This is a genomic window from Ruegeria sp. AF3 (genome assembly GCF_056536285.1).
This window is the reverse complement of sequence record NZ_JBQFJM010000001.1, coordinates 1,151,624-1,172,219: the sequence shown is the minus strand read 5'-3', so window position 1 is coordinate 1,172,219 and position 20,596 is coordinate 1,151,624. Positions and strand designations below refer to the sequence as shown.

Here is a 20,596-nt window from a genome sequence, read left to right as displayed (position 1 = left end):
GCCAAGAGGCTTTGATGACAGATCAGACAGAAATCGCGACCGGGGCGCGCAGGGATTGGATGGGTTTGCTGGCCCGTGCACCTGCCGACACCCTGATGACCTTGTGGGACGGGATTGAGACCCGCCCGAGCTTTGACTGGCTGCGCCGCCCCGAGGTCGGGAGCGTGATGGTGCGTGGTCGCACCGGCGGCACCGGAGCACCGTTCAATCTGGGCGAAATGACGGTCACGCGCTGTTCTGTGGTGTTGCAGGATGGAACGGTTGGTCACGGTTATGTTCAGGGTAGATCGAAACCCAAGGCCGAAGCCGCAGCATTGATTGATGCGATGATGCAGACCGGGGCAGCAGATGAGGTGCAGGCGCGGCTGCTCGACCCGCTTCAGCAGCAAATGCAGGCGGTCAAAAGCACACGCGCGGCCAAGGCAGCGGCCACCAAGGTTGAGTTTTTCACGCTGGTTCGGGGGGAAGATTGATGGCCGCGCAAACACAGTTTTCCGGGGGCTTTCAAAACGCACCTGTCGATGCCGCACATGCGTTCCGCGCTGCGATGACCGTCATGGCACGCCCGGGCGACATACGCGTCCTGTCGGGCGGTGAACCTCCTGCACCTCTGTCCGTGGCGGCTGGTACACTGCTGCTGACGCTGTGCGACCCCGAGACCAGGGTTCATCTGGCCGGAGGCACCGATACCGAAGCAGTCCGCAATTGGCTGACTTTCCACACGGGCGCCCCGCACGTATCCGCAGCAAAGGCTGATTTTGCCGTTGGCACATGGAACGCATTGGGGCCGCTTAACACCTATCGCATCGGAACGCCGGAATACCCGGATCGTTCTGCGACCCTGATAGTGGAATGCGACCGGCTGGAGCAGAGCGGTACCGTTCTGAGCGGCCCCGGCATCAAAAAGACCGCGCGCCTGTCTCTGCCGGATATTCCGGCGCTTCAGGGGAATGCGATGCTCTATCCTCTGGGGTGCGATTTCTTCTTTACCTGCGGCGACAGGGTTGCGGCCCTGCCACGCAGCACGCAGATCACGTCGGAGGCCTAAGCGATGTATGTTGCTGTCAAAGGGGGCGAAAAAGCCATCGAGAACGCCCATGCCTGGCTGGCCGAAGAACGCCGGGGCGCGACCGATGTGGCGGAGCTGAGCCTTGCGCAGATCCGCGAACAGCTGAGCCTTGCAGTGAATCGGGTCATGGCGGAAGGCTCGCTTTATGACCCCGATCTGGCTGCGCTGGCGATCAAGCAGGCGCGGGGCGATCTGATCGAGGCGATCTTTCTGATCCGCGCCTATCGCACCACGCTGCCGCGTTTTGGCCATTCCAATCCCGTCGAAACGGGAGAGATGGCCTGCGACCGCCGGATCTCGGCCACGTTCAAGGATGCGCCGGGTGGGCAGGTTCTGGGACCGACGTTCGACTATACGCATCGTTTGCTGGATTTCAAACTGGCTGCGGATGGTGATGTCCCGAATGCTCCGGAAGGTTCTGCACGGCAGGAACCGACGCCGCATATCACCGAATTCCTGAAGGACGAGGGCCTCATTCAGGACGAAGAAGCAAGTGATGACACCCCCGGCGACCTGACGCGCGAACCGATGGAATTTCCTGCCAGTCGCCCGTTGCGCCTGCAATCGCTCACTCGCGGGGATGAGGGTTTCGTGTTGGGCATGGCCTATTCCACCCAGCGCGGTTACGCGCGCAACCACGCGTTTGTGGGTGAATTGCGGATCGGTAAGGTTGCGGTTGAAATGGACATCCCCGAGTTGGGGTTTGCCATCGAAATCGGCGAGGTCGAACTGACCGAGTGTGAGACGGTGAACCAGTTCAAGGGTTCAAAAACCGAGCCGCCTCAGTTCACGCGTGGTTATGGTCTGGTCTTTGGTCAGTCTGAGCGAAAGGCCATCGCGATGGCCTTGGTTGATCGCGCGCTGCGGTGGAAGGAACTGGGCGAAGACTATCTGGGCGCGCCTGCGCAGGATGAAGAATTTGTTCTGAGCCACGCGGACAACATTCAGGCGACCGGTTTTCTCGAACACATCAAGCTGCCGCATTACGTGGATTTCCAGTCCGAGCTTGAATTGGTCCGCAAACTGCGCCGCGAGGCTGACGCGCGGATCACGTTAAAGGAGGCTGCCGAATGAGCGGGCTCGTCTTTCTGGTGGTAATGCTGGCAGCGCTGCTGCACGCCACGTGGAACGCGTTGGTCAAGGGTGGGTCGGACAAAAGCGCCGCGATGACGGCTGTGGTGATGGGGCAGGGGTTGTCCGGCCTCCTTCTTCTGCCGTTTGCCCAGCCGCTCGATTGGACGTGCTGGCCCTACCTGCTGGCAGGCATCGGGCTGCATCTGGGCTATCAGCTGTTTCTGATTCAGGCCTACAAGATCGGCGACCTGACCCAGGTCTACCCGATCGCACGCGGTGCCTCGCCGCTCTTGGTTGCGCTTGGTACGGCGCTGTTCTTTGGGGTTACGTTCAGCCAGGCCGAGCTATTGGCGATGGCAATGATCTCGGTCGGGATCGCCTCGATCGCGCTGGTGCGGCGCGCGGATGGCAATTTCAACATGGCTGCTGCAGGGCTGGCGCTGATCACTGGGTTGTTCATCGCCGCCTATTCCATCGTCGACGGGCAAGGCGCGCGCATTGCGGGAACAGCACTGGGCTTCTTCGGCACGCTGACGGCGGCGAATGCGCTGGGCTTTGCCCTGGTGGCGCGGGTTGCGCGACCGGGGTTGTTGCGGCGGGCAGCCAGCCTTTGGCGGCTGGCGGTCCTTGGCGGCGCGGCCTCATTCACCGCCTATGTTCTGGTTGTCTGGGCTTTCACCCAAGCGCCCATCGCGTTGGTCACTGCCTTGCGCGAGTGTTCGATCATCTTTGCACTGATCATCGGCGTGACCTTCCTAAACGAAAGGCTCGACCTGAAAAAGGTCGCCTCAACCGCGCTGACCCTTGCGGGTGCGATCCTTCTGCGCATGAGCCGGAGTTGACCCATGTCTGACTACAACTTCGCCTATCTAGACGAACAAACCAAACGGATGATCCGCAGGGCCATCCTGAAGGGCCTCGCTATTCCGGGGTATCAGGTGCCCTTTGCCAGCCGTGAAATGCCGATGCCTTACGGCTGGGGCACCGGAGGGGTGCAGGTCTCGGCCGCGGCGCTGACGCCTGAGGATACGCTCAAGGTCATCGATCAGGGTGCGGATGACACGACCAACGCGGTGTCGATCCGCAAGTTCTTTGAAAAGACCGCAGGTGTGGAGACGACCGAGGAAACCGAGAAGGCGACGGTGATCCAGACCCGCCACCGCATCCCCGAGGCAAAGTTGCGCGAAGATCAGATCATCGTTTATCAAGTGCCGATCCCGGAACCTCTGCGCTTTCTCGAACCGCGCGAGACCGAGACACGCAAGATGCACAGTCTAGAAGAATATGGGCTGATGCATGTGAAGCTATATGAGGATATCAGCCAGCACGGGGCGATCTCGACCGCTTACGCCTATCCGGTGAAAGTGTCTGGCCGCTATGTGATGGACCCGTCCCCGATCCCGAAATTCGACAACCCGAAGCTTGAAATGGATGCAATCCAGCTGTTCGGTGCCGGGCGCGAGCAGCGCATCTACGCGGTGCCGCCACATACCAGGGTCGTGAGCCTGGACTTCGAGGATTACCCGTTCGAGGCCACCAAGGCCGATCATTCCTGTGACCTGTGCGGGGCCGAGGATAGCTATCTGGATGAAGTCATCATGGATGATGCGGGCAACCGAATGTTTGTCTGTTCGGACACCGATTATTGCCGGTCGCGCCGCGAAGCGGGCCATATGGGCCGACTGGCCGAGGAGAACGCGGCATGACCGCCCTGTTGCAGGCCAAGGGCATCGAAAAGCTCTATGGTGCGCGGATCGGATGCACGGATGTGACTTTTGATCTCTATCCCGGAGAGGTGATGGGGATCGTGGGTGAAAGTGGCTCGGGCAAGTCGACCCTGCTGAATTGTCTGGCCGGTCATCTGGTTCCTGATGCAGGGCAGGTGATCTTTGACACGCGCGCGAATGGGCCGGTGGATACGGTGACCATGTCGGAGCCCGAACGCCGGATGCTGAGCCGTACCGATTGGGCCTTTGTGAATCAGCATGCACGTGACGGGCTGCGGATGTCAGTTAGTGCCGGAGGCAATATTGGTGAACGGCTGATGGCCGTGGGCGAGCGCCACTATGGTGACATCCGAGACAAGGCCATTGACTGGCTGGGCCGGGTCGAGATCGAGGCCGAGCGCGTTGATGACCGGCCCACCGCGTTTTCGGGCGGAATGCAGCAACGTTTGCAGATCGCCCGCAATCTGGTGACTGGCCCGCGACTGGTGTTCATGGACGAACCGACCGGGGGGCTGGATGTCTCGGTTCAGGCGCGGTTGCTGGACCTCTTGCGCGGCTTGGTGCGTGAAATGGGGCTGAGCGCGATCATCGTGACCCATGACCTTGCCGTAGTGCGCCTGCTGGCCGATCGGCTGATGGTGATGAAGGATGGTCATGTGGTTGAGGCCGGGCTGACCGATCAGGTGCTGGATGATCCTCAACACGCCTATACGCAGCTGCTTGTGTCCAGCGTTCTGCAGGTTTGAGTATTTGGGAAAAGGTGAAGCAATGATTGAACTGATCAATGTGAGCAAAAGCTTTACCCTGCACAATCAGGGCGGTGTCGTTATCCCGGTGATGGAAGAAGCGTCGCTGAAGGTTGAACCGGGTGAGTGCGTTGCTTTGACGGGGACGTCAGGCGCGGGCAAGTCCACGCTGATGCGCGTGATTTATGGCAACTACCTGGCGGCCTCTGGTCAGGTGTTGGTAGGAGGTCTGGACGTGGCAAAAGCCGAGCCGCGCCAGATCTTGACCCTCCGCCGGGAAACGCTGGGCTATGTCAGTCAATTCCTGCGGGTCGTGCCGCGGGTGCCGACGCTGGACGTTGTGGCAGAGCCTTTGCTGGCCGTGGGTTGCGACAGAATTGAGGCGCTGGAGAAATCCACCGGGTTGCTGAAGCGGCTGAACATTCCTGAGCGTTTGTGGACCCTGAGCCCCACAACCTTTTCGGGCGGGGAACAGCAGCGGGTGAATATTGCACGTGGCTTTGCCCATGACTACCCGGCGATGTTGCTGGACGAACCGACGGCAAGCCTGGATGCGCAGAACCGCGAAACCGTGTTGTCACTGATTGAAGAGGCAAAAGGGCGTGGCGCGGCGATTGTCGGGATATTCCACGACCTTGATGCACGTGAGCGTGTCTGTGACCGCGAAGTCAATGTCGCCGACTTCACGCCGGGACTGGCGGCATGACACTTGCCCCTGTCATAGCGATTGTTGGCCCCTCGGGCGTCGGCAAGGACAGTGTCATGGAAGCGTTGGAGGCACAGGTGCGCGGCGCCCGGCGCGTGCGAAGGGTGATCACCCGCCCCGCAGGCGAAGAAGGCGAGGATTTCGACCGGGTTTCGGTCGCAGAATTCCAGCAGATGGAACAGGCAGGCGCTTTCGCGCTGAGCTGGCCCGCGCATGGTCTGTTCTACGGTATCCCTGCTGAGATTTTGCGACAGCGTCAGGGGGCGAATGCGGTTCTGGTCAATCTTTCTCGCCGGGTTCTTTTACAGGCGCAGAAGGTGTTTGGAGACCTGATCGTGATCTCTCTGACGGCAAATGCCGGAGTTTTGGCGCGGCGCCTGTCCGCGCGGGGACGGGAAAGCGCAGACGAGCAGGCGCGGCGGTTGTGTCGCGCCAACGCGGAGTTGCCGGATGGTCTGAACCGGGTCATCGAAGTCGACAATTCCGGCGCGCTGGAAGACACGGTCGCCGAAATCCTGCGCCGCCTTCAACCGGAAAGCGCGTAGCGATGGATCAGGTGAAACCACCCATCTTCCGTCTCGCCCATCAGGGCAAGATCAGTGATCTGGAAGGGCTGCGGCAGCAAAGGGCTCAGATGGGTTTGCAGTGCTTCTTGCGTTGCCTTGAGGGTTGGTTTGTCCAGTTTGCCGCTCAGCGTGATGTGAAATCGAAACGCGTCCAGCACGTAGGGATAACCCCATTTGGTCAGATTGTCGTCCTGCTCGGGGGTCAGCCCGGCGGCGCGGCGGCGCGTCAGTTCAGCCTGAGTGGCAGGTGCGCGAAACCGGTCGAGGTTGCGAACACAGGCCGCGGCCAGCGCATTCAGCGCCTGCGTTTCACCCAGCGGGCACAGGGCCAGGAACCGTCCAAGGCGGGCAATTTCCAGACCGTCAAGTGTGACAGGCTGCCGAGTTGCAGCCAGCGCAATGCACGCCTGGTGCAACGCGTCAAAGGTCAGGCCATCGCGCAACCGGAACGGCGGTTTCAATGTCGCGTGCAGCCCGTATTTGCGCGGCACCTCAGTGATGGTCGCAATGTCGATGCCGCCCATGATCGGATGCGCGACCTGCATTCCCTTTTCCATGTCCCAGCCCAGCCAGCTGGTCGCAAAATCCGTCCAGACCGCCCCGGCGGGCGGCGCAAAATAGATCGCGTATCGCGTGAATGTCACATTGGCCTCCTATTAAGTGGCCTTCCAATACCTCAGATTGTGTGAAGTTCAGATGACAGAAGACTTGATCCTTGCCAATGCCACGCTTGTGTTGCCGAATGAAACTGTCACCGGCTGTGTTCGAATTGTGGATGACACTATCATCGAAATTGACACCGGGAGTGCAGTTCCCGCAGGTGCGATAGACTGCGAAGGCGACTATGTCAGCCCCGGTCTTGTCGAGTTGCACACGGATAATCTTGAACGCCATATTCAGCCGCGCCCCAATGTACATTGGCCCCATGCCGCCGCCATTCTGGCCCATGACGCGGAACTGGCCAGCGTGGGGATAACAAGTGTGTTCGATGCGATGCGGGTTGGTTCGATCCCGTCCGGCGCCGGACGGTACGGAAAATATGCCCGCGGCCTGTCGCGGGAGTTGCGGGAACTGCGCGAGCAGGATGCGCTTAAGATCAGCCATTTCCTGCATTTGCGGGCAGAGGTGTGTTCCGAGACACTGATCGAAGAACTGGACGAGTTTGGACCCGAGGATAGGGTCGGCCTTGTGTCCATCATGGATCACACCCCCGGCCAGCGTCAGTTTCGCAACATGGGCAAGCTGGAATCCTTTCTGAAGGGCAAATATGCAATGGACGATGATACGTTCTTTCAGCATGTGGCTCAGCTGAAAAGCCTACGTGATCGCAACGGCGATGTGCACGAGGTCGAAACCGTCAAGGCCGCGCGCCGATTTGGGGCCGTTCTTGCCAGTCATGACGATACGACCGAAGATCAGGTGAAGGTCTCGGCAGGTCACGGCATTCGGCTGGCTGAGTTTCCCACAACGGTGGAGGCCGCACGGGCGTGTCATGAACATGGTATCAAGGTTATGATGGGTGCGCCAAACGTTGTACGCGGTGGCTCTCATTCCGGCAATGTTGCGGCCCGCGAATTGGCCGAGCTTGGGCATCTGGACGTAATGTCCTCGGATTACGTGCCGTCGGCCTTGTTATTGTCTGCGGTCATGCTGGGTCAAATGTGGGGCGATATGGCGCGTGGAATGAAGACCGTCACATTGGCGCCGGCGCAGGCCGCCAGGCTGGAGGATCGTGGCGAGTTGCGCGCCAATGCCCGCGCCGATGTTATCCGTTTCCGGATGCGCGCGGGTGTGCCAGCCCTCAACTCGGTTTGGGCGCGCGGTCGCCGTGTGGCGTGATCAGGCCGTATAGAACAGGTAACGGTCCGGCGCGATCGTCTCGGGCCCTTTGATCTGGTTGAAGCCGACAAGGGGCTGGCCGGAAATCAACAACCCACCGGGCTGCATCACTTGCGCGATCAACGGGCTGAGGCGCGCGGCCTCGGCCACATCTTCGTGTTTGATGCCGCGTCCGAAATCATAATGCGCCAACGCGATCTTGTGCCCCTCGGCCATCAGTTTCCGCAGCATGGGTTCAGCTTCACCTTGCAGGAAATCTTCGGCCGGTGGGGTGCTTTCGGGATGGCATTGCAGCACACGATCCATCACCCAGATCCGGCGGTGCGGCAGAATTTCTCGCAGGTGGTCATAGGTGCGACCATTGCCCAAACCCATATCCAGCACATCGCCGGGCTGGCCACTGATCTGTTCGGCTGCCCAGTTCAGCCCGTCACGTTGGGCCGTCAGTCGGCGCAGCATGGAATCCAGTCGGCTCATGACGATGTCCTCACTCGTTCTTTGGTGCGACCCAGGGTGTGGCAGGACCGTCCAGCAGATGTTTCAGCAACGCCTCGGTAAAGGCCCAGATGTCCTGATCATGGACCAGGTGATGGGTCAATACTCCAAAAGGCTCGGCGTTGTCTGCGCGGCCTTCGCGCCTGTCCCGCAGGAGGTTAACTGTCTGTGCGATCAGGCGGTCCGGAGAGATCAGACCGCGTGCACCCCGCCAGTCAATCGGGTCAAGATGTGTGTTGACCTGCTCAAGACCCGTTGCCGCCATTTTTGTTCTGCGGGGCGTTGCCGTTGAAAGAACGCGATACCCCAGCGATGGAAGATGTTCGATGACTTCTGGTGCAATGCGGTTCCACGGAGGGACAAACATCGGTCGCAGGGTGTTGCCGAACAAGGCGTCAAGGCGAGACAATCCTGCCGCGGCATCCGCGACAACTCGGTCCAACGGACGGTTGAGACGAAACTCGGCTTTCTTCTCACCGGCGGGCGCATGGTTCGTGTGGGACCACCCGTGGATCACTGGAATGAGAGTTTCGCTGCGCGCAACATAGTCGGCCAGCGCAGGGGTTGCCGCGCGCGGAATGACGGCCAGATGTACCGGCAGGCCTAACTGCGCGGCCAGATCGGACAGCCGGTCCAACTGCGATGTCGGAGCGATTGCGTCATCATCTCGCCACCACAGCGGCAGCGACAGGCCCGCTGCACGCCAATGGGTCAGCTCGACCTCAAGTGGGTGCCAGTCCGGGTTCATTTACGCCGCTCCAGCAGGTGCTTGGCGATTTCCACGGTTTGGGCCGCACCATCAAACCCGAAATCCTGCTGCGCGCGGGGCCCATCTGAAATGACGCGCTCTACGGCCTGCGCCAACGCCTGCCCGCTCAAGGTTCGGCTGAGAAGCACCTCGATGGCTGGCAAACTCGACAGGCTTTGCCCACGCAGCCCCTGTTCAACCTCTTTGCCATCATCGAATGGGACAAAAACAGCGGGTGTTCCGCTTTGCAGAATATCCATGGCGGTGTTGTAACCGCACATGCTGACCGATGCCGCCGCATGGGGCAGCATCTGGCGAAAATCGGGGCGCACAGGTTCCAGAATTGCCGAGGTTCCTTCAGCCAGTTGGGACAGCTCTGCGATCCTTGCCTTGGCATCCGTCCCGCCGATCAACAGGCGCCAGCGCCTGTTGGGCATCTGGCGGGCGGCCTCGATGGCCGCGCGAAAGATCGGTTGCCCCACGGAACCGCCGCCGGCGCTGACAAGGATTTCGCCCCGCCCAACGGACTGCGGATGCGGTTGAGGCAGTTCCGGCGCAACAAAACCGGTATAATGCAGCCGTTCCGCCAATCGGTCCGACACCGGCCAACTGACCGAAAGCGGTGTGACACTTTCGGTCGAGTGAACAAGAATGCCGTCATAAAAGCGGGTGACGATATCTTCAGTACGCTGGGCCTTGGCGGGTTTGGATGGCGGGGCCAGAATATCGCGGATCGATCCCAGGATGACCGGAGGCTGAGGCAGGGCCCGTGCCGCATTCAGGGCCGCGTCGAATTCCGCTGCCAGCGACCGGCGCCCAAAGGGGAAAAGCTCGGTTATCAGGATTTGCGGCTGAAAGCTGTTTACCGCCTGCACCATGGCTGTCACGCGCGCGCGATGATAATCAGCATCGGCCTCGGCACCGCTTTCAGTCAGAAGCCGCGTGAAATTGGTTCCATCCGATCTGAGCGGTGGCAAACCGAACAGGGTTAGCCCGCTGCTGTCTAGTTGAGGCGCAGGCATCCCACCCGAGACGACCATGACCTCGTGACCGTCATCCCGGAAGGCCCGGCCCAATGTCAGAGCCCGGCTCAGATGCCCTGTTCCCAACAGGTGCGTGACAACGATCATCACCTTCATGGAAGCCGCCCATGTTTGATCAAGCGAACAGGGTCCGGATCTGCGGTCATCGTATTCATATCGACGATATACAGCCGATTGCGCTTGATCTTGAAGGGGGCGGGACCATCAAAATCCCAACCCCACGCCTGGGCGAGAATGACCCGCATGATGCCAATATGGCAGACCGCGACTGTATCCTGCCGCAGCCCGGACACCCAGGGGTGCAGCCTGGTCCAGACCTCGGCAGGGCTTTCACCGTCAGGCGGGCAAAAATCCCAACTCCAGTCTTCGATATGGCGATACCCGCTGGTTTCATCGGCGATCAGGTCGACGCCTCGAAGCCCTTCCCAGTCGCCCCAATTCATTTCTATCAGCGCGTCCGAGGTTTTCGGGGCGCGCCCAGACACGATGCGTGCCGTCTCGCTGGCGCGCAGCAAGGGGCTGGACCAGATATCGGCGGCGGCCCATGGATCAGGCAAGCGATACCCGGCCAGCTCAGACCGCGCGTCGTCATCCAGCGGAATATCGCTGCGCCCCTGAATGCGCCCTGCGCGGTTCCAGTGGGTATGCCCGTGGCGAAGTAGTGCAAGACGGGTCATGATACATCCTTCAACAAGGGCCGTAGATGCGCCCACAACCGTTCGGTCGCCTGAGGCATAAGATGACGCCGGGCCACATAGCTGCGCGCATTCTCCCCAAACGCGTGGCGCTGCGCGGTATCCTCAAGCAGGTTTTGCATGTGATCGGCAAGCCCTCTGGCCCCAGCTTCAATCGGTGGGTAAACCGCAGGTGCCAGCACGTCCCGAACGCCGGGACGATCCTGTGCGACCACGGGCAGGCCTGTCGCCTGCGCCTCTAGATAGACCATCCCATAGGCTTCGTTCACGCCGGGCCAGACAAGCAGGGATGCGTGTTGGTAGATTTTCTGTAAGTCCGCCCGGTCGAGCTGGCCCAGAAAGTGCACCCGGCTTCCGAACGGCACCATCAACGCTTCAACATCCGGCCGCGCCGGTCCGTCCCCCGCGATGTTCAGGTTCCAGTCACATGTCAGGTGCGAAAGGGCTTCGGCCAAAATCCGGTAGGACGCCAGCTTGTCCCCATGCCGCATCATTCCGACAGTAAGCATGGGGCCGTCCCCGGCCGTAGCCACAGGCAACACGGTTTCAAGCAGAAATGGCGGCAATTCAACCAGTGCCTGCTTGCCAAAACGGTCCCGTTCCAACGTAATCAGGTCATTGGCAGTGTGGTAGAAAATGATATCCGCTGCATCACACGCCTGATGCGCCGCTTGGGCGAAATCGGCCCACGGTCCGTTCAGCCTGCTTGATGCGCGCGTGCTTTCCAATTGCACATACGGAATGCCGCGCGCCTGGCAGATCTTGGGGCCCAGCAGGTCGGGTGCTTTGTAGTAATTGTGATAAGTCACCCAAAGATCAGTATCAAAGGGCAACTCGGCGTTCAGCCGCTGTGCTTCAATCTCAGCCGCGCGAACAAGGGTTCGCTGTAGGTCCCGGTCCCCGTTCTTGTCATAGATGCGTAGGTCCGAGGCCAGTTCGACCTTATCCCCTTGCGCCGCCAAGGCGAGCATCAGGTTTCGCGCCATTTCGCGGTCGCCCGAGGGTATCTGGCTGCCGGGGGATTTCATTGGCGCATAAAACGCGACCCGCGCCATTACGCGTCTTCCATGCTCAGGGTTTTCAACCGTGCCGACAGCCGTACAATACCGGGTTCCATTCGAAAATCTGCAATCAGGCGGTTATAGGCTGCACGCGCCATAGTTGCTGCCGTTTCCGGATCAGCGGCCAAAGCTGAAATGGCCGAAGCCAATGCAGCCGGGTCGTCATCAGACAGCACGCCATGCGTTCCGGATTGGATGAATTCAGGGATAGCCGAAACCGGTGTCGACAGAATTGGCAACTGCTGCGATGCGGCCTCCATCAACACGTTCGGCAATCCGTCACGGTCCCCGTCCGCAGCAACACGGCTGGGCAAAACAAACAGGTCGGCCTTGCGCATGGCTTCGATCACCTCGGGCTGATCGCAGGCGCCCCTCCAGGTGATGCGGTCCACGATACCAGCAGCGCGCACCTGTTTGTGTAGTGAGTCCCCAAGACCCCCGCCGCCAATGTGGGTCCAATGCCAGTCCAGGTTTTCCGGCAGCAGCGTGAAGGCCGCAATAAGGCGGTCAAAGCCCTTCTTTTCAACCAGCCGCCCAACGGAAATCATGTGAAACGGATCGCCAGCGGCGCGTATCCTGCGCTTTGGCGGTTCGGGGAAGCGCGACAGGTCCAGGCCATGATAGATAAGGTCCACGCGGTTGGGGTCATCAGCGAGGCTGCGCAGGTGTTCCGCGCCGATTGCCGTGCAGGTGGCTCCGAAAGCGGCCCCATATGTTGCAGCCTGCAGCTTTTCACGCTTTTCCCAGTCCGGTGAGGTCCAGATATCCTTGGCATGGGCGGAAAAGCTCCATGGCAGACCGCGCATGATGGCCGCATATCGGGCGACGGACGAGGGGGTGTGCATGAAATGGGCATAGAGCCCCTGCGTCTGGGCGGGTAACTCGGCGGCCAGAACACATGCTTGCCCAAACCGGCGGATGCGGTTCGGCGTGGGATCGCGGCGCAGGTCGTGCCGCCAGATCTTGTAGGCCTCGGCATAGCCGGGCAGGTCTTGGGCGGCAGTGCGGGCCGCCCACACCCGCTGTGGCTCCTCATGCAGGTATTCCGGCAGATAGCGAACCTGCCCCAAGAATCGATCGTGCAAAGGGTGACGTTTGGTGTCGGTCGGACGGCGCAGAGACCAGATGTCAAATCGGTGCCCGGCTTCCTGCAAGGCAACAAGTTCCTGAGCGATAAATGTTTCGGACAGTCGCGGCCAGCCTTTGACCACAACCGCCAGATTGGGAGAGGCCGAGTTCATCCAGTGGCTCGTTTCTGTTCCCGTGTCAGCAGGCTGTCAATGCGGTCGGTGACATAGTCCAAACCGTCCAGCAATCCACTTTGGATGGCATGCGACGGCACAGATTGGTGCGGCAGATTGCGGATGGCACGGATCATTGCGTCGGGTGTCAGGCTGTCGCGTCGTTCGTCCAGCATCTTGACCAGCCCCAGCTCTTCCGCGCGTGAGGCCCTTATCCACTGTTCCAGACGAGGTGTGGTGCGTGGAACAATGACGGCCCGTTTGTCGAAGGACAAAACCTCGCAAAACGTGTTGTATCCACCCATGCAGACCACGCCTTCGGCCCCTGCAAACAGCGTTTCGATCTGCGATTCAAATCCAACCGCAGTTACGCGACCATTCAATGCGGCAACCCGTGCTTCGAAATCGTTGCGCAATTCACCCGACAGGAATGGGCCATAGACCAACACGGCACGCGGCGACAGGTCCGGGTCTTTCTCGTAGGCGGACAGCACAAGGTTGACCAGCGCCTTACCATCGCCACCGCCGCCGGGTGTGATCAGGATATAAGGTTGCTGAGGCGGTTCCCCGACCGGGCCGAGATCGCGGCGCAGATATCCCGTCCAGTGAATACGCGATCGCGCTGACGCGCTCAGCCGCAATCCTTGCGTCGGATCGTAGATCGACTGTGATCCGTAAACCCAGATCTCATGATAGAACCGCTCGGTCGCTTCGATGGCTTCTTTGCGTGCCCATTCGGCGGCCAGCACTTCGGGTTCGTCCAGCACATCACGCAGGCCCAGAACCAGTTTCGTACCGCAATGGCGTTCGAGATATTTCAGTGTTGGCAACAGCTCACCCCGGAACCCTGTCGGTTCCTTGTCGACCACCAACACGTCTGGGTCGAACTGCTGAACCGCGGTCTGGATCAATCCCGCACGCAATTCGGTTACTTCGTCGATCCCCATTCCGATTGTGCGCGCGGCATACGAGCCGTCCGCACGCTTGGTCACACCGGGCAGGCGCACATGGTCAACCCGGCGCGGAAAAGTGAAACGGCCTGCCACGGGTGAACCCGTCAGGATCAGCGCCGAGGCGCTTGGGTCCGCCTGCGTGATTGCCGCAGCCAAGGCGCGGGACCGGCGCAAATGCCCCAGACCGAACGTGTCATGGCTGTAAAACAGGATACGCGGCGCGCGGTCCGGTTTAGAATTGGTTGTGCCAAGGCTCATAGTGTTGCCCGTCTTCTTGATCCCAGAGCGAAATCCGCGCGTTCGCTAGCGTTACCGTATATTTCAATACCACGCTTGCCAAAGGCGGATTTGCGCATTTGCAAATGTTTCAAGCATTGCGATTTGGCAACAGCGTTTTGACAACTTCGCGGCATATCGCACCACAGCTAGAGAAGATCGCATAAGGATCCCGATGAAGGCAATCGGGTCGGACCTGAAACTTTTGCCCGGTCATATTCAATTATGGCAAGATTGAAAACACCTGCGAGCATCAGAGTGCGCCAAGAACACGTCCAAACACGATATTGAGACGGAGTGATGCGAGTGTTTGAACTGCCTGAAACGCTTCTGTAATCTGGCCAATATCGGCAAAAACTGGATGCAAGACCCAATGCGAAATAACTTTCCGGCCGTATTTTTTTTGGCGTTGTGGGCCATTTTCCTGAGCGTTCCCACTGGTGCATTGGCGCAGACGTCCTTGATTCCCGGATATTCTTCCGGGTCGGGCAGTTCGTCCGGGACCGACAAGGAAAGTGATTTGGCCGCTGCAATCCGTGCTGCCAGCGATGCAGGCGCGAGTGTCATTGTCATCGACAGTGCCGGTCAGGTTGTGACAACGGCAGGTGGAAAGGATGCAGGTTCGGGGGGCGCGGACAGCGATTCGAGCAACCCGATGGGTGACGGTTCGCAGCTGATGAAGGCGCAAGAGCGGTTCTCGAAATTCCGCGAGTCGATGAATTCCCGTCTCGAGGCGCTGCCCTATTCTATTTTTGAAGTACAGTACATCCTGCGCCAGACCAGCCCAGATGGCCGTATCCAGACCTATGTCGAGGTGTTGGGCTGGAATATCCTGTTCCTGTTACTTGGGCGGTGGCTGTCGATCGAGATTTACGGGAAACGGTTCGCGCGCCGCTGGGTGGTGGCGCGGATCAAGGACGAACCACAGGGTTATCGGGAAAAGATGCCGTTCCTGCTGTTCCGGTTCCTGATGGGGATCGGTGCTACGGTCTTTGCAATGATCATGGCTTTGATCGTCGGGTATCTGATCTTTGGCGAGGCCGAGGATATCTCGGTCCAGTTCACGATCACCGCCATCTTTACGGCTTTTTTCCTGTCGCGCACGGTGTCGGACCTGTGGCGCATGGTCCTGTCGCCTTATCTGAGCCAATATCGATTACCGCCCTTTTCGGACAAGAATGCGCGCAGGCTGTACATCTGGGCGTCCGTGCTGGCGACCTATGATATTTCGGTCGTCCTGTTTTCCACCTGGGTCGCTGATTTTGGGCTGAACTACAATGTCTACGCCATGGTGTATGGCGGTCTGACGATGCTGGGCGCGCTGGGTAATATTCTGATGATCCTATTCAACGCCCGTGCCATCTCGAACGCGATCCGGGGTGGGCGGGCATCCGAACAGGTGTCTTGGCTGCTGCGGTTTGTGTCATTTGGCTGGGCGCCGGCATTGATCATCTATGTCGTGTTCAGCTGGTTCCGTCTGGCTGTTGATCTGGCGCTGGAGCATCCGACACCGCTGCCGTTGATTGCAAGCAGCTATCTGATCTTCATGTCCGTGGTCGTGGCCTATGGTGCAATGAACTACCTGCTGGAGCGGTATTTTGACCGCTCGCGCATGATTAGCGAAATAAACGGGGAAGCCGAGGCAGCGGATGAAGGCGTCATGGCGGCGGATATACCCGAGGCTGAACAGCCGAAGCAGCATCTTCTGACTTATGAAGACCTGGCCCGCCGGGTAGCCGGAATTCTGGCTTTCGTGCTCGGGGCTTATGCGCTTGTCGTGATATGGTACCCGAACGCGGACTGGAGCGAGGATCTGCCGGTAGAACGTGCGCTGGATGTGATGGTCGTCCTGTTTATCGGGTACATCCTGTTTCATTTCTTTCGGATCTGGATCGACAGCAAGATCGCTGAAGAATCCGACGATGGCACCGAGGTTGAACTGGGCGACGAAGGCGGGGAAGGCGGGCAAAGCCGTCTGGCAACGTTGTTGCCACTTTTCCGGGGCGCAATTCTGGCCGTTGTCGTGGTCACGATCGTACTGATTGTCCTGATGGAACTGGGTATCAATGTCAGCCCGCTTTTTGCGGGTGCCGGTGTGGTTGGTCTGGCCGTGGGTTTCGGGTCGCAAACGCTGGTGCGCGACATTTTTTCCGGCGCATTCTTCCTGCTGGATGATGCGTTCCGGAAAGGGGAATATATCGACATTGGGGATGTGAAAGGGACGGTCGAGAAAATCTCGGTCAGGTCCATGCAACTGCGTCACCATCTGGGTGCGCTGAACACCATTCCCTTTGGCGAGATCAAAGTGCTGACCAACTATTCGCGCGATTGGGTGATCATGAAGCTGCCGCTACGCGTGACCTATGACACCGATGTCGAGAAGGTTCGCAAATTGATCAAGAAACTGGGTCAGGAACTGTTGGCCGATCCCGTAATCGGAGACAATTTCATCCAACCGCTGAAGTCACAGGGCGTGATCGAGATGCAGGATTCAGCGATGATCATCCGGGTCAAGTTCATGACGAAACCCGGCGACCAGTGGCTGGTTCGCAAAAAGGTCTATCAGGACATTCGCGAGCTGTTCGCGCGAGAGGGGATCAAGTTTGCGCATCGCGAGGTCACTGTAAGATTGGCAGATGGCAAAGAGGCGGAAGACCTGACACCAAAACAGCGTGAGGCCGTGACAGGGGCTGTTCAGGCCGCAATTGACGAGGACTATCTGGACGATATCGGGCCGGATGGCGACGACCGGTAGAGAGTCCCGCCGCCGCTTTGTGTTGAGTCTCGGATGAGGTGCCCCGAAAGCGTGAGGTCAGTTGGAAACGAAGGGCCAGACCGGGTCAGATGTACCCAGTTTCGACGCCGGTAAATCCCATTGCAGCACAGTTTCACCGAGGCTTAGCGCTGGTTTGAGGCGGTGCCCCGGTCCCCAGCCCGAGGCTTCTGTTGAAGGGGAGTAATCCGTGGGCATCGGGCGAATGGGCTCAGCCTCGACGTCGTCTTTGCCGAGAATCGCCAAAAGCTCGGCGGTGCGGGCAAGGGACAGATGCGCATGCATGATGGAATTGCCCGACGCGGCCTCGGCCAATGCGGAAAGGACGGCGGCGGCCATCAGGTAGCCGGTTGCGTGGTCCAAAGCCTGAACCGGCAATGGCGTTGGTTTGTCTGCGTCAGCCCAACCCATGCCCGTATGCGCAATTCCCGCGCTCATCTGCACAAGGCTGTCAAAGCCGCGCCGGTTCGACCAGGGGCCTTGCAAGCCATAGGCATTCAGCGTCACCTCGACCCTGTTCGGAGCCAGTTCATCGCGCTTAGCACGGGTCAGGCCCAGCGCGTCCAAAGCGCCGGGCCGGTACCCGTGCACGAATACATCGGCCTGGGACAAAAGCTCTTGCAGCCGTTCCATTCCATTGGTCGATTTCAGATCGAGATAAGAGCAGTGTTTGCCTAGTGAAATGTCAGGGATCACACCGGGTTCGTCCCAACCGGGCGGATCGATCCGCAAAACCTCGGCCCCGAAACCGGCCAATGTGCGTGTCGATACCGGACCCGCGAGAACGCGTGTCAGGTCAAGAACGCGCAACCCGGCAAGAGGTCTTGCAGAGGTTGCCTGCGGCCTCTCGCGCAGCTTGACGTACCGGGGGCCTTGCCAACCAATCAGCGGGTCGCGCGATACAGCGCGGCCCTGCGGATGTTCAAGCCATTCGGTCCGGCTGCGCATGGCAGCGGCCACGCCGCCTTCGGCCACAATATCGGTTTCCAAATCGGATATGGCCCGGGTTCTGACGGCTTTTGCCACAGCGTCACGCTCTGGCAGCGTTCCAAGAACCTTCATCGCTGCCGCGCGATGGCGTGGCAGGTTGGTGTGCAACCTGATCCACCCATCAGAAGCCCTGTAATCCCCCGCGACCGAATCCCAAAGGTTCGGCATTTCCCATCCATCAGGCTTGAAGGAATAGCCGAACCACAAGGATGCCAGCCGATGGTCGACGACGATCTCGGGTGCTTTCTGGGTCAGGTTCAGCGCCTGCATAAAGCGGGACATCTCTTGCCCAACGGCTGCAAAGCTGGCCGTCGCCAGTTCGGAAACGGCAAAAGCACTTGGCAGAGCGCCTGTGCCGACCCTGCGATATCGGTCGGCAGCCGGAAGGGTGGCAAGAAGGCTCATTGCTGATAAGGATCCAGGCTGTCGCGCAATCCGTCACCTAGAAAGTTAAAGGCCAGTACGATTACGATGATCGGCAGCATCGGGATTGCCGTCCAGGGATAGATCTCGATCGACGCGAGGTTTTGCGCGTCATTCAGCATCACTCCCCAGCTTACCGCTGGTGCACGAAGGCCCAGGCCAAGAAAGCTGAGCGCGGTTTCCCCAAGGATCATTGCCGGGATCGACAGGGTGGCAGATGCAATCAAATGAGACATGAAATTCGGCAACAAGTGCTTGCGGATCACCCGGCCCGAGCTTGCGCCCATCATTTCTGCGGCCCGCACGTATTCTTCCTCGCGCAGGGACAGGAACTTGGCACGGACCGAACGCGCCAGCCCGGGCCAGTCGAGGATACCGAGGATGATCGAAATGATGAAGAATACGGCAACCGGGCTCCAATTCGAAGGCACGGCGGCAGACAGTGCCAGCCACAGCGGCAATTCCGGCAGCGAGCGCAGGATTTCGATGACCCGGTTGATGACCCAGTCGATGCGCCCACCGAAATAACCCGCCATCGAACCGAACAGGATACCCAGAAAGAACGATACCGAAATACCGATCAGACCCACGGTCAGCGACAACTGCGCGCCATAGAGGATGCGGCTGAAGATATCGCGCCCCAACCTGTCGGAACCCCACAGGAACAAAGTGGCACCATCCGGCGCGCAGAAAAGATGCGTATCTGTCTTGATAAAACCTGCAAGTCGATATTCGGATCCTTCACAGAAGAACCGGATCGGGCGCGGGTCATCAGTGTCAGGGACGAACTTCCACTGGAAGGTTTCCAGATCCGCCTCGGCGACGATTGGAAAAACATGGGGGCCGATAAAAGCGCCGTCGTAAAACCAGTTCACGGATTGTGGTGGCGCGTACAGATGCTCTCCGTTCCGGTCATTAGGGCCATACGGCGCGATGAAACCGGCAAACGGCAGCATCAGGTAGCACAGCAGCAGGAAGATACCCGAGATCAGGCCCAGCTTATGTGTGCGGAACTTGCGCCAGACCAACACCCAGTTTGGGGCATCCAGATCGGCGCGTTCCAGTTGCTGTATCGATGCCTGCGGATCAAAAGGCGCGTCATCGACGTAGCGATTGTCAGGACGTTCGGTCATGCTTCGCGCCCCTCATACCGTATGCGGGGATCCAGCATGACCAGCAGAATATCCGAGATCATCGTGCCGATAAGCGTCAGCAGCGCGACAAACATCAGGATGAATGCGGACAGGAATTGATCCTGCGTTTTCAGTGCTGTCAGCAAAGTCGGCCCGATGGTTTGCAAGCCCAGAACGACTGAAACCAGAACCGATCCTGACACCATTGATGGCAGAAGGTTACCGATGTCCGCAACGAACGGGTTGAATGCCACGCGCAACGGATATTTTGTTAGCATCCGCGACGGGGCCATGCCCTTGGCAATGGCCGTTTCCACATAGGGCTTCCCCAGTTCGTCGAGCATATTTGCCCGCAGGCGCTGCATCATCGCCGATGCGCCCGAGGTTCCGATGACAAAAGTCGGAACGATCAGGTGGATGAGAATGGATTTCATCTTGTCCCAACTCAGCGGCTGACCTTCGAATTGGGGGTCCATCAGACCGCCGATAGGCAGGTTGAAATACCGATGCCCGTAGTAGAACAAGATCAAGGCCAGCAGGAAGTTTGGGGTCGCCAACCCCAGATAACCCACAAAGGCCGAGGTATAATCAATCCACGTCCGTGATCGCGCCGCAGCAATAACACCCAGGGGAAGGGCAACGGCATATACAAACAGGATCGCGGCAAGGTTGACGACGACCGTCAACCAAAGCGTGTCGCCTACGATTTCCGATACAGGCCGGTCGAACTCAAAGGACCAGCCGTAATTGCCTTGGATCAGACCTGAAAATCCGTGTGGTCCCGGCCAGAAGCCTATCCAGATCAGGTACTGTTCCCACATAGGGCGATCCAGAGCGTACTCGGCGCGCAGAAACTCGGCCTTGGCGACACCCGCTGACTGGCCCGAGGCCTGAAGCTCGGCAATCTGGTTGCTCAGGTAATCACCGGGCGGCAGGTTGATGATTATGAAGATCAGGACCGAGACCACCAACAATGTCAGCAGCATCGTGAAAAAGCGATACACCGCATAGCGCAGCATGACCATTTAGCTGCTCCTG

General features: G+C 59.4%; 21 protein-coding genes. 10 read left to right on the top strand and 11 right to left on the bottom strand.

The features are described 5' to 3' along the window. Positions 1-14: 14 nt before the first annotated feature. From phnG to phnN, 8 genes are read left to right on the top strand one after another with little or no spacing between them, the layout of a single operon-like run. Complete coding sequence (gene phnG / locus ACR3FC_RS05825; RefSeq protein ID WP_480473839.1) at positions 15-473, top strand: phosphonate C-P lyase system protein PhnG; 459 nt, start codon at positions 15-17, stop codon at positions 471-473. Then, complete coding sequence (gene phnH, locus ACR3FC_RS05820; protein WP_480473838.1) at positions 473-1,048, top strand: phosphonate C-P lyase system protein PhnH; 576 nt, start codon at positions 473-475, stop codon at positions 1,046-1,048. Before phnG ends, phnH begins: the two co-directional genes overlap by 1 nt. A gap of 3 nt (positions 1,049-1,051) precedes the next feature. After that, the gene (locus tag ACR3FC_RS05815; protein WP_480473837.1) at positions 1,052-2,143 is read left to right on the top strand and encodes a carbon-phosphorus lyase complex subunit; all 1,092 of its coding nucleotides are present in this window, start codon (positions 1,052-1,054) and stop codon (positions 2,141-2,143) included. After that, complete coding sequence (locus tag ACR3FC_RS05810) at positions 2,140-2,985, top strand: EamA family transporter (RefSeq protein ID WP_480473836.1); 846 nt, start codon at positions 2,140-2,142, stop codon at positions 2,983-2,985. Before ACR3FC_RS05815 ends, ACR3FC_RS05810 begins: the two co-directional genes overlap by 4 nt. A 3-nt stretch (positions 2,986-2,988) precedes the next feature. Beyond that, on the top strand, positions 2,989-3,849 hold the full coding sequence (locus ACR3FC_RS05805) for an alpha-D-ribose 1-methylphosphonate 5-phosphate C-P-lyase PhnJ (RefSeq protein WP_480473835.1): 861 nt from the start codon (positions 2,989-2,991) through the stop codon (positions 3,847-3,849). Then, complete coding sequence (gene phnK, locus ACR3FC_RS05800; RefSeq protein WP_480473834.1) at positions 3,846-4,616, top strand: phosphonate C-P lyase system protein PhnK; 771 nt, start codon at positions 3,846-3,848, stop codon at positions 4,614-4,616. Before ACR3FC_RS05805 ends, phnK begins: the two co-directional genes overlap by 4 nt. 22 nt (positions 4,617-4,638) lie before the next feature. Beyond that, complete coding sequence (gene phnL, locus ACR3FC_RS05795) at positions 4,639-5,322, top strand: phosphonate C-P lyase system protein PhnL (RefSeq protein WP_480473833.1); 684 nt, start codon at positions 4,639-4,641, stop codon at positions 5,320-5,322. Beyond that, positions 5,319-5,867, top strand: coding sequence for a phosphonate metabolism protein/1,5-bisphosphokinase (PRPP-forming) PhnN (gene phnN, locus ACR3FC_RS05790; RefSeq protein WP_480473832.1), 549 nt, complete (start codon positions 5,319-5,321; stop codon positions 5,865-5,867). The genes phnL and phnN overlap by 4 nt, the downstream gene beginning before the upstream one ends. Here the strand turns inward: phnN and ACR3FC_RS05785 are convergent. Beyond that, positions 5,849-6,532, bottom strand: a complete 684-nt coding sequence (locus tag ACR3FC_RS05785; RefSeq protein ID WP_480473831.1) for a DUF1045 domain-containing protein — start codon at positions 6,530-6,532, stop codon at positions 5,849-5,851. The two genes, phnN and ACR3FC_RS05785, sit on opposite strands and share 19 nt — an antisense overlap. A gap of 52 nt (positions 6,533-6,584) precedes the next feature. On the opposite strand from ACR3FC_RS05785, the gene ACR3FC_RS05780 reads away from it, so the two are divergent. Further along, a complete protein-coding gene (locus ACR3FC_RS05780) occupies positions 6,585-7,727 on the top strand; it encodes an alpha-D-ribose 1-methylphosphonate 5-triphosphate diphosphatase (protein ID WP_480473830.1) in 1,143 nt (380 codons plus the stop codon). Here the strand turns inward: ACR3FC_RS05780 and ACR3FC_RS05775 are convergent, their stop codons facing one another. The 7 genes from ACR3FC_RS05775 to ACR3FC_RS05745 are packed head-to-tail and all read right to left on the bottom strand — an operon-like array spanning position 7,728 to position 14,221. Then, positions 7,728-8,204: a class I SAM-dependent methyltransferase gene (locus ACR3FC_RS05775; protein WP_480473829.1), complete on the bottom strand. Its 477-nt coding sequence runs from the start codon at positions 8,202-8,204 to the stop codon at positions 7,728-7,730. It abuts the gene before it with no gap. 10 nt (positions 8,205-8,214) lie between these two features. After that, positions 8,215-8,970, bottom strand: coding sequence for a polysaccharide deacetylase family protein (locus tag ACR3FC_RS05770; protein ID WP_480473828.1), 756 nt, complete (start codon positions 8,968-8,970; stop codon positions 8,215-8,217). Beyond that, positions 8,967-10,109 carry a glycosyltransferase family protein gene (locus tag ACR3FC_RS05765; RefSeq protein WP_480473827.1) on the bottom strand — a complete coding sequence of 381 codons (1,143 nt, stop codon included), beginning with the start codon at positions 10,107-10,109 and terminating at the stop codon, positions 8,967-8,969. Before ACR3FC_RS05765 ends, ACR3FC_RS05770 begins: the two co-directional genes overlap by 4 nt. Then, complete coding sequence (locus ACR3FC_RS05760) at positions 10,106-10,690, bottom strand: histidine phosphatase family protein (RefSeq protein ID WP_480473826.1); 585 nt, start codon at positions 10,688-10,690, stop codon at positions 10,106-10,108. Before ACR3FC_RS05760 ends, ACR3FC_RS05765 begins: the two co-directional genes overlap by 4 nt. Next, the gene (locus ACR3FC_RS05755; protein ID WP_480473825.1) at positions 10,687-11,763 is read right to left on the bottom strand and encodes a glycosyltransferase family 4 protein; all 1,077 of its coding nucleotides are present in this window, start codon (positions 11,761-11,763) and stop codon (positions 10,687-10,689) included. The genes ACR3FC_RS05760 and ACR3FC_RS05755 overlap by 4 nt, the downstream gene beginning before the upstream one ends. Next, entirely contained in the window at positions 11,763-13,010 is a 1,248-nt protein-coding gene (locus ACR3FC_RS05750) for a glycosyltransferase family 4 protein (RefSeq protein WP_480473824.1), read from the bottom strand. Before ACR3FC_RS05750 ends, ACR3FC_RS05755 begins: the two co-directional genes overlap by 1 nt. Then, the gene (locus ACR3FC_RS05745; protein ID WP_480473823.1) at positions 13,007-14,221 is read right to left on the bottom strand and encodes a glycosyltransferase family protein; all 1,215 of its coding nucleotides are present in this window, start codon (positions 14,219-14,221) and stop codon (positions 13,007-13,009) included. The genes ACR3FC_RS05750 and ACR3FC_RS05745 overlap by 4 nt, the downstream gene beginning before the upstream one ends. Before the next feature lie 391 nt (positions 14,222-14,612). Between ACR3FC_RS05745 and ACR3FC_RS05740 the strand changes: the two genes are divergently transcribed. Continuing rightward, positions 14,613-16,994, top strand: a complete 2,382-nt coding sequence (locus ACR3FC_RS05740) for a mechanosensitive ion channel domain-containing protein (RefSeq protein WP_480473822.1) — start codon at positions 14,613-14,615, stop codon at positions 16,992-16,994. Positions 16,995-17,051: 57 nt separating this feature from the next. On the opposite strand, the gene ACR3FC_RS05735 is transcribed toward ACR3FC_RS05740, so the two are convergent. Genes ACR3FC_RS05735 through ACR3FC_RS05725 form a run of 3 tightly spaced genes read right to left on the bottom strand, consistent with a single transcriptional unit; the run spans position 17,052 to position 20,583 of the window. Further along, complete coding sequence (locus tag ACR3FC_RS05735) at positions 17,052-18,407, bottom strand: CoA transferase (protein WP_480473821.1); 1,356 nt, start codon at positions 18,405-18,407, stop codon at positions 17,052-17,054. Further along, on the bottom strand, positions 18,404-19,558 hold the full coding sequence (locus ACR3FC_RS05730; protein WP_480473820.1) for an ABC transporter permease: 1,155 nt from the start codon (positions 19,556-19,558) through the stop codon (positions 18,404-18,406). Before ACR3FC_RS05730 ends, ACR3FC_RS05735 begins: the two co-directional genes overlap by 4 nt. Next, positions 19,555-20,583 carry an ABC transporter permease gene (locus ACR3FC_RS05725; protein WP_480473819.1) on the bottom strand — a complete coding sequence of 343 codons (1,029 nt, stop codon included), beginning with the start codon at positions 20,581-20,583 and terminating at the stop codon, positions 19,555-19,557. The genes ACR3FC_RS05730 and ACR3FC_RS05725 overlap by 4 nt, the downstream gene beginning before the upstream one ends. Positions 20,584-20,596: the final 13 nt, after the last annotated feature.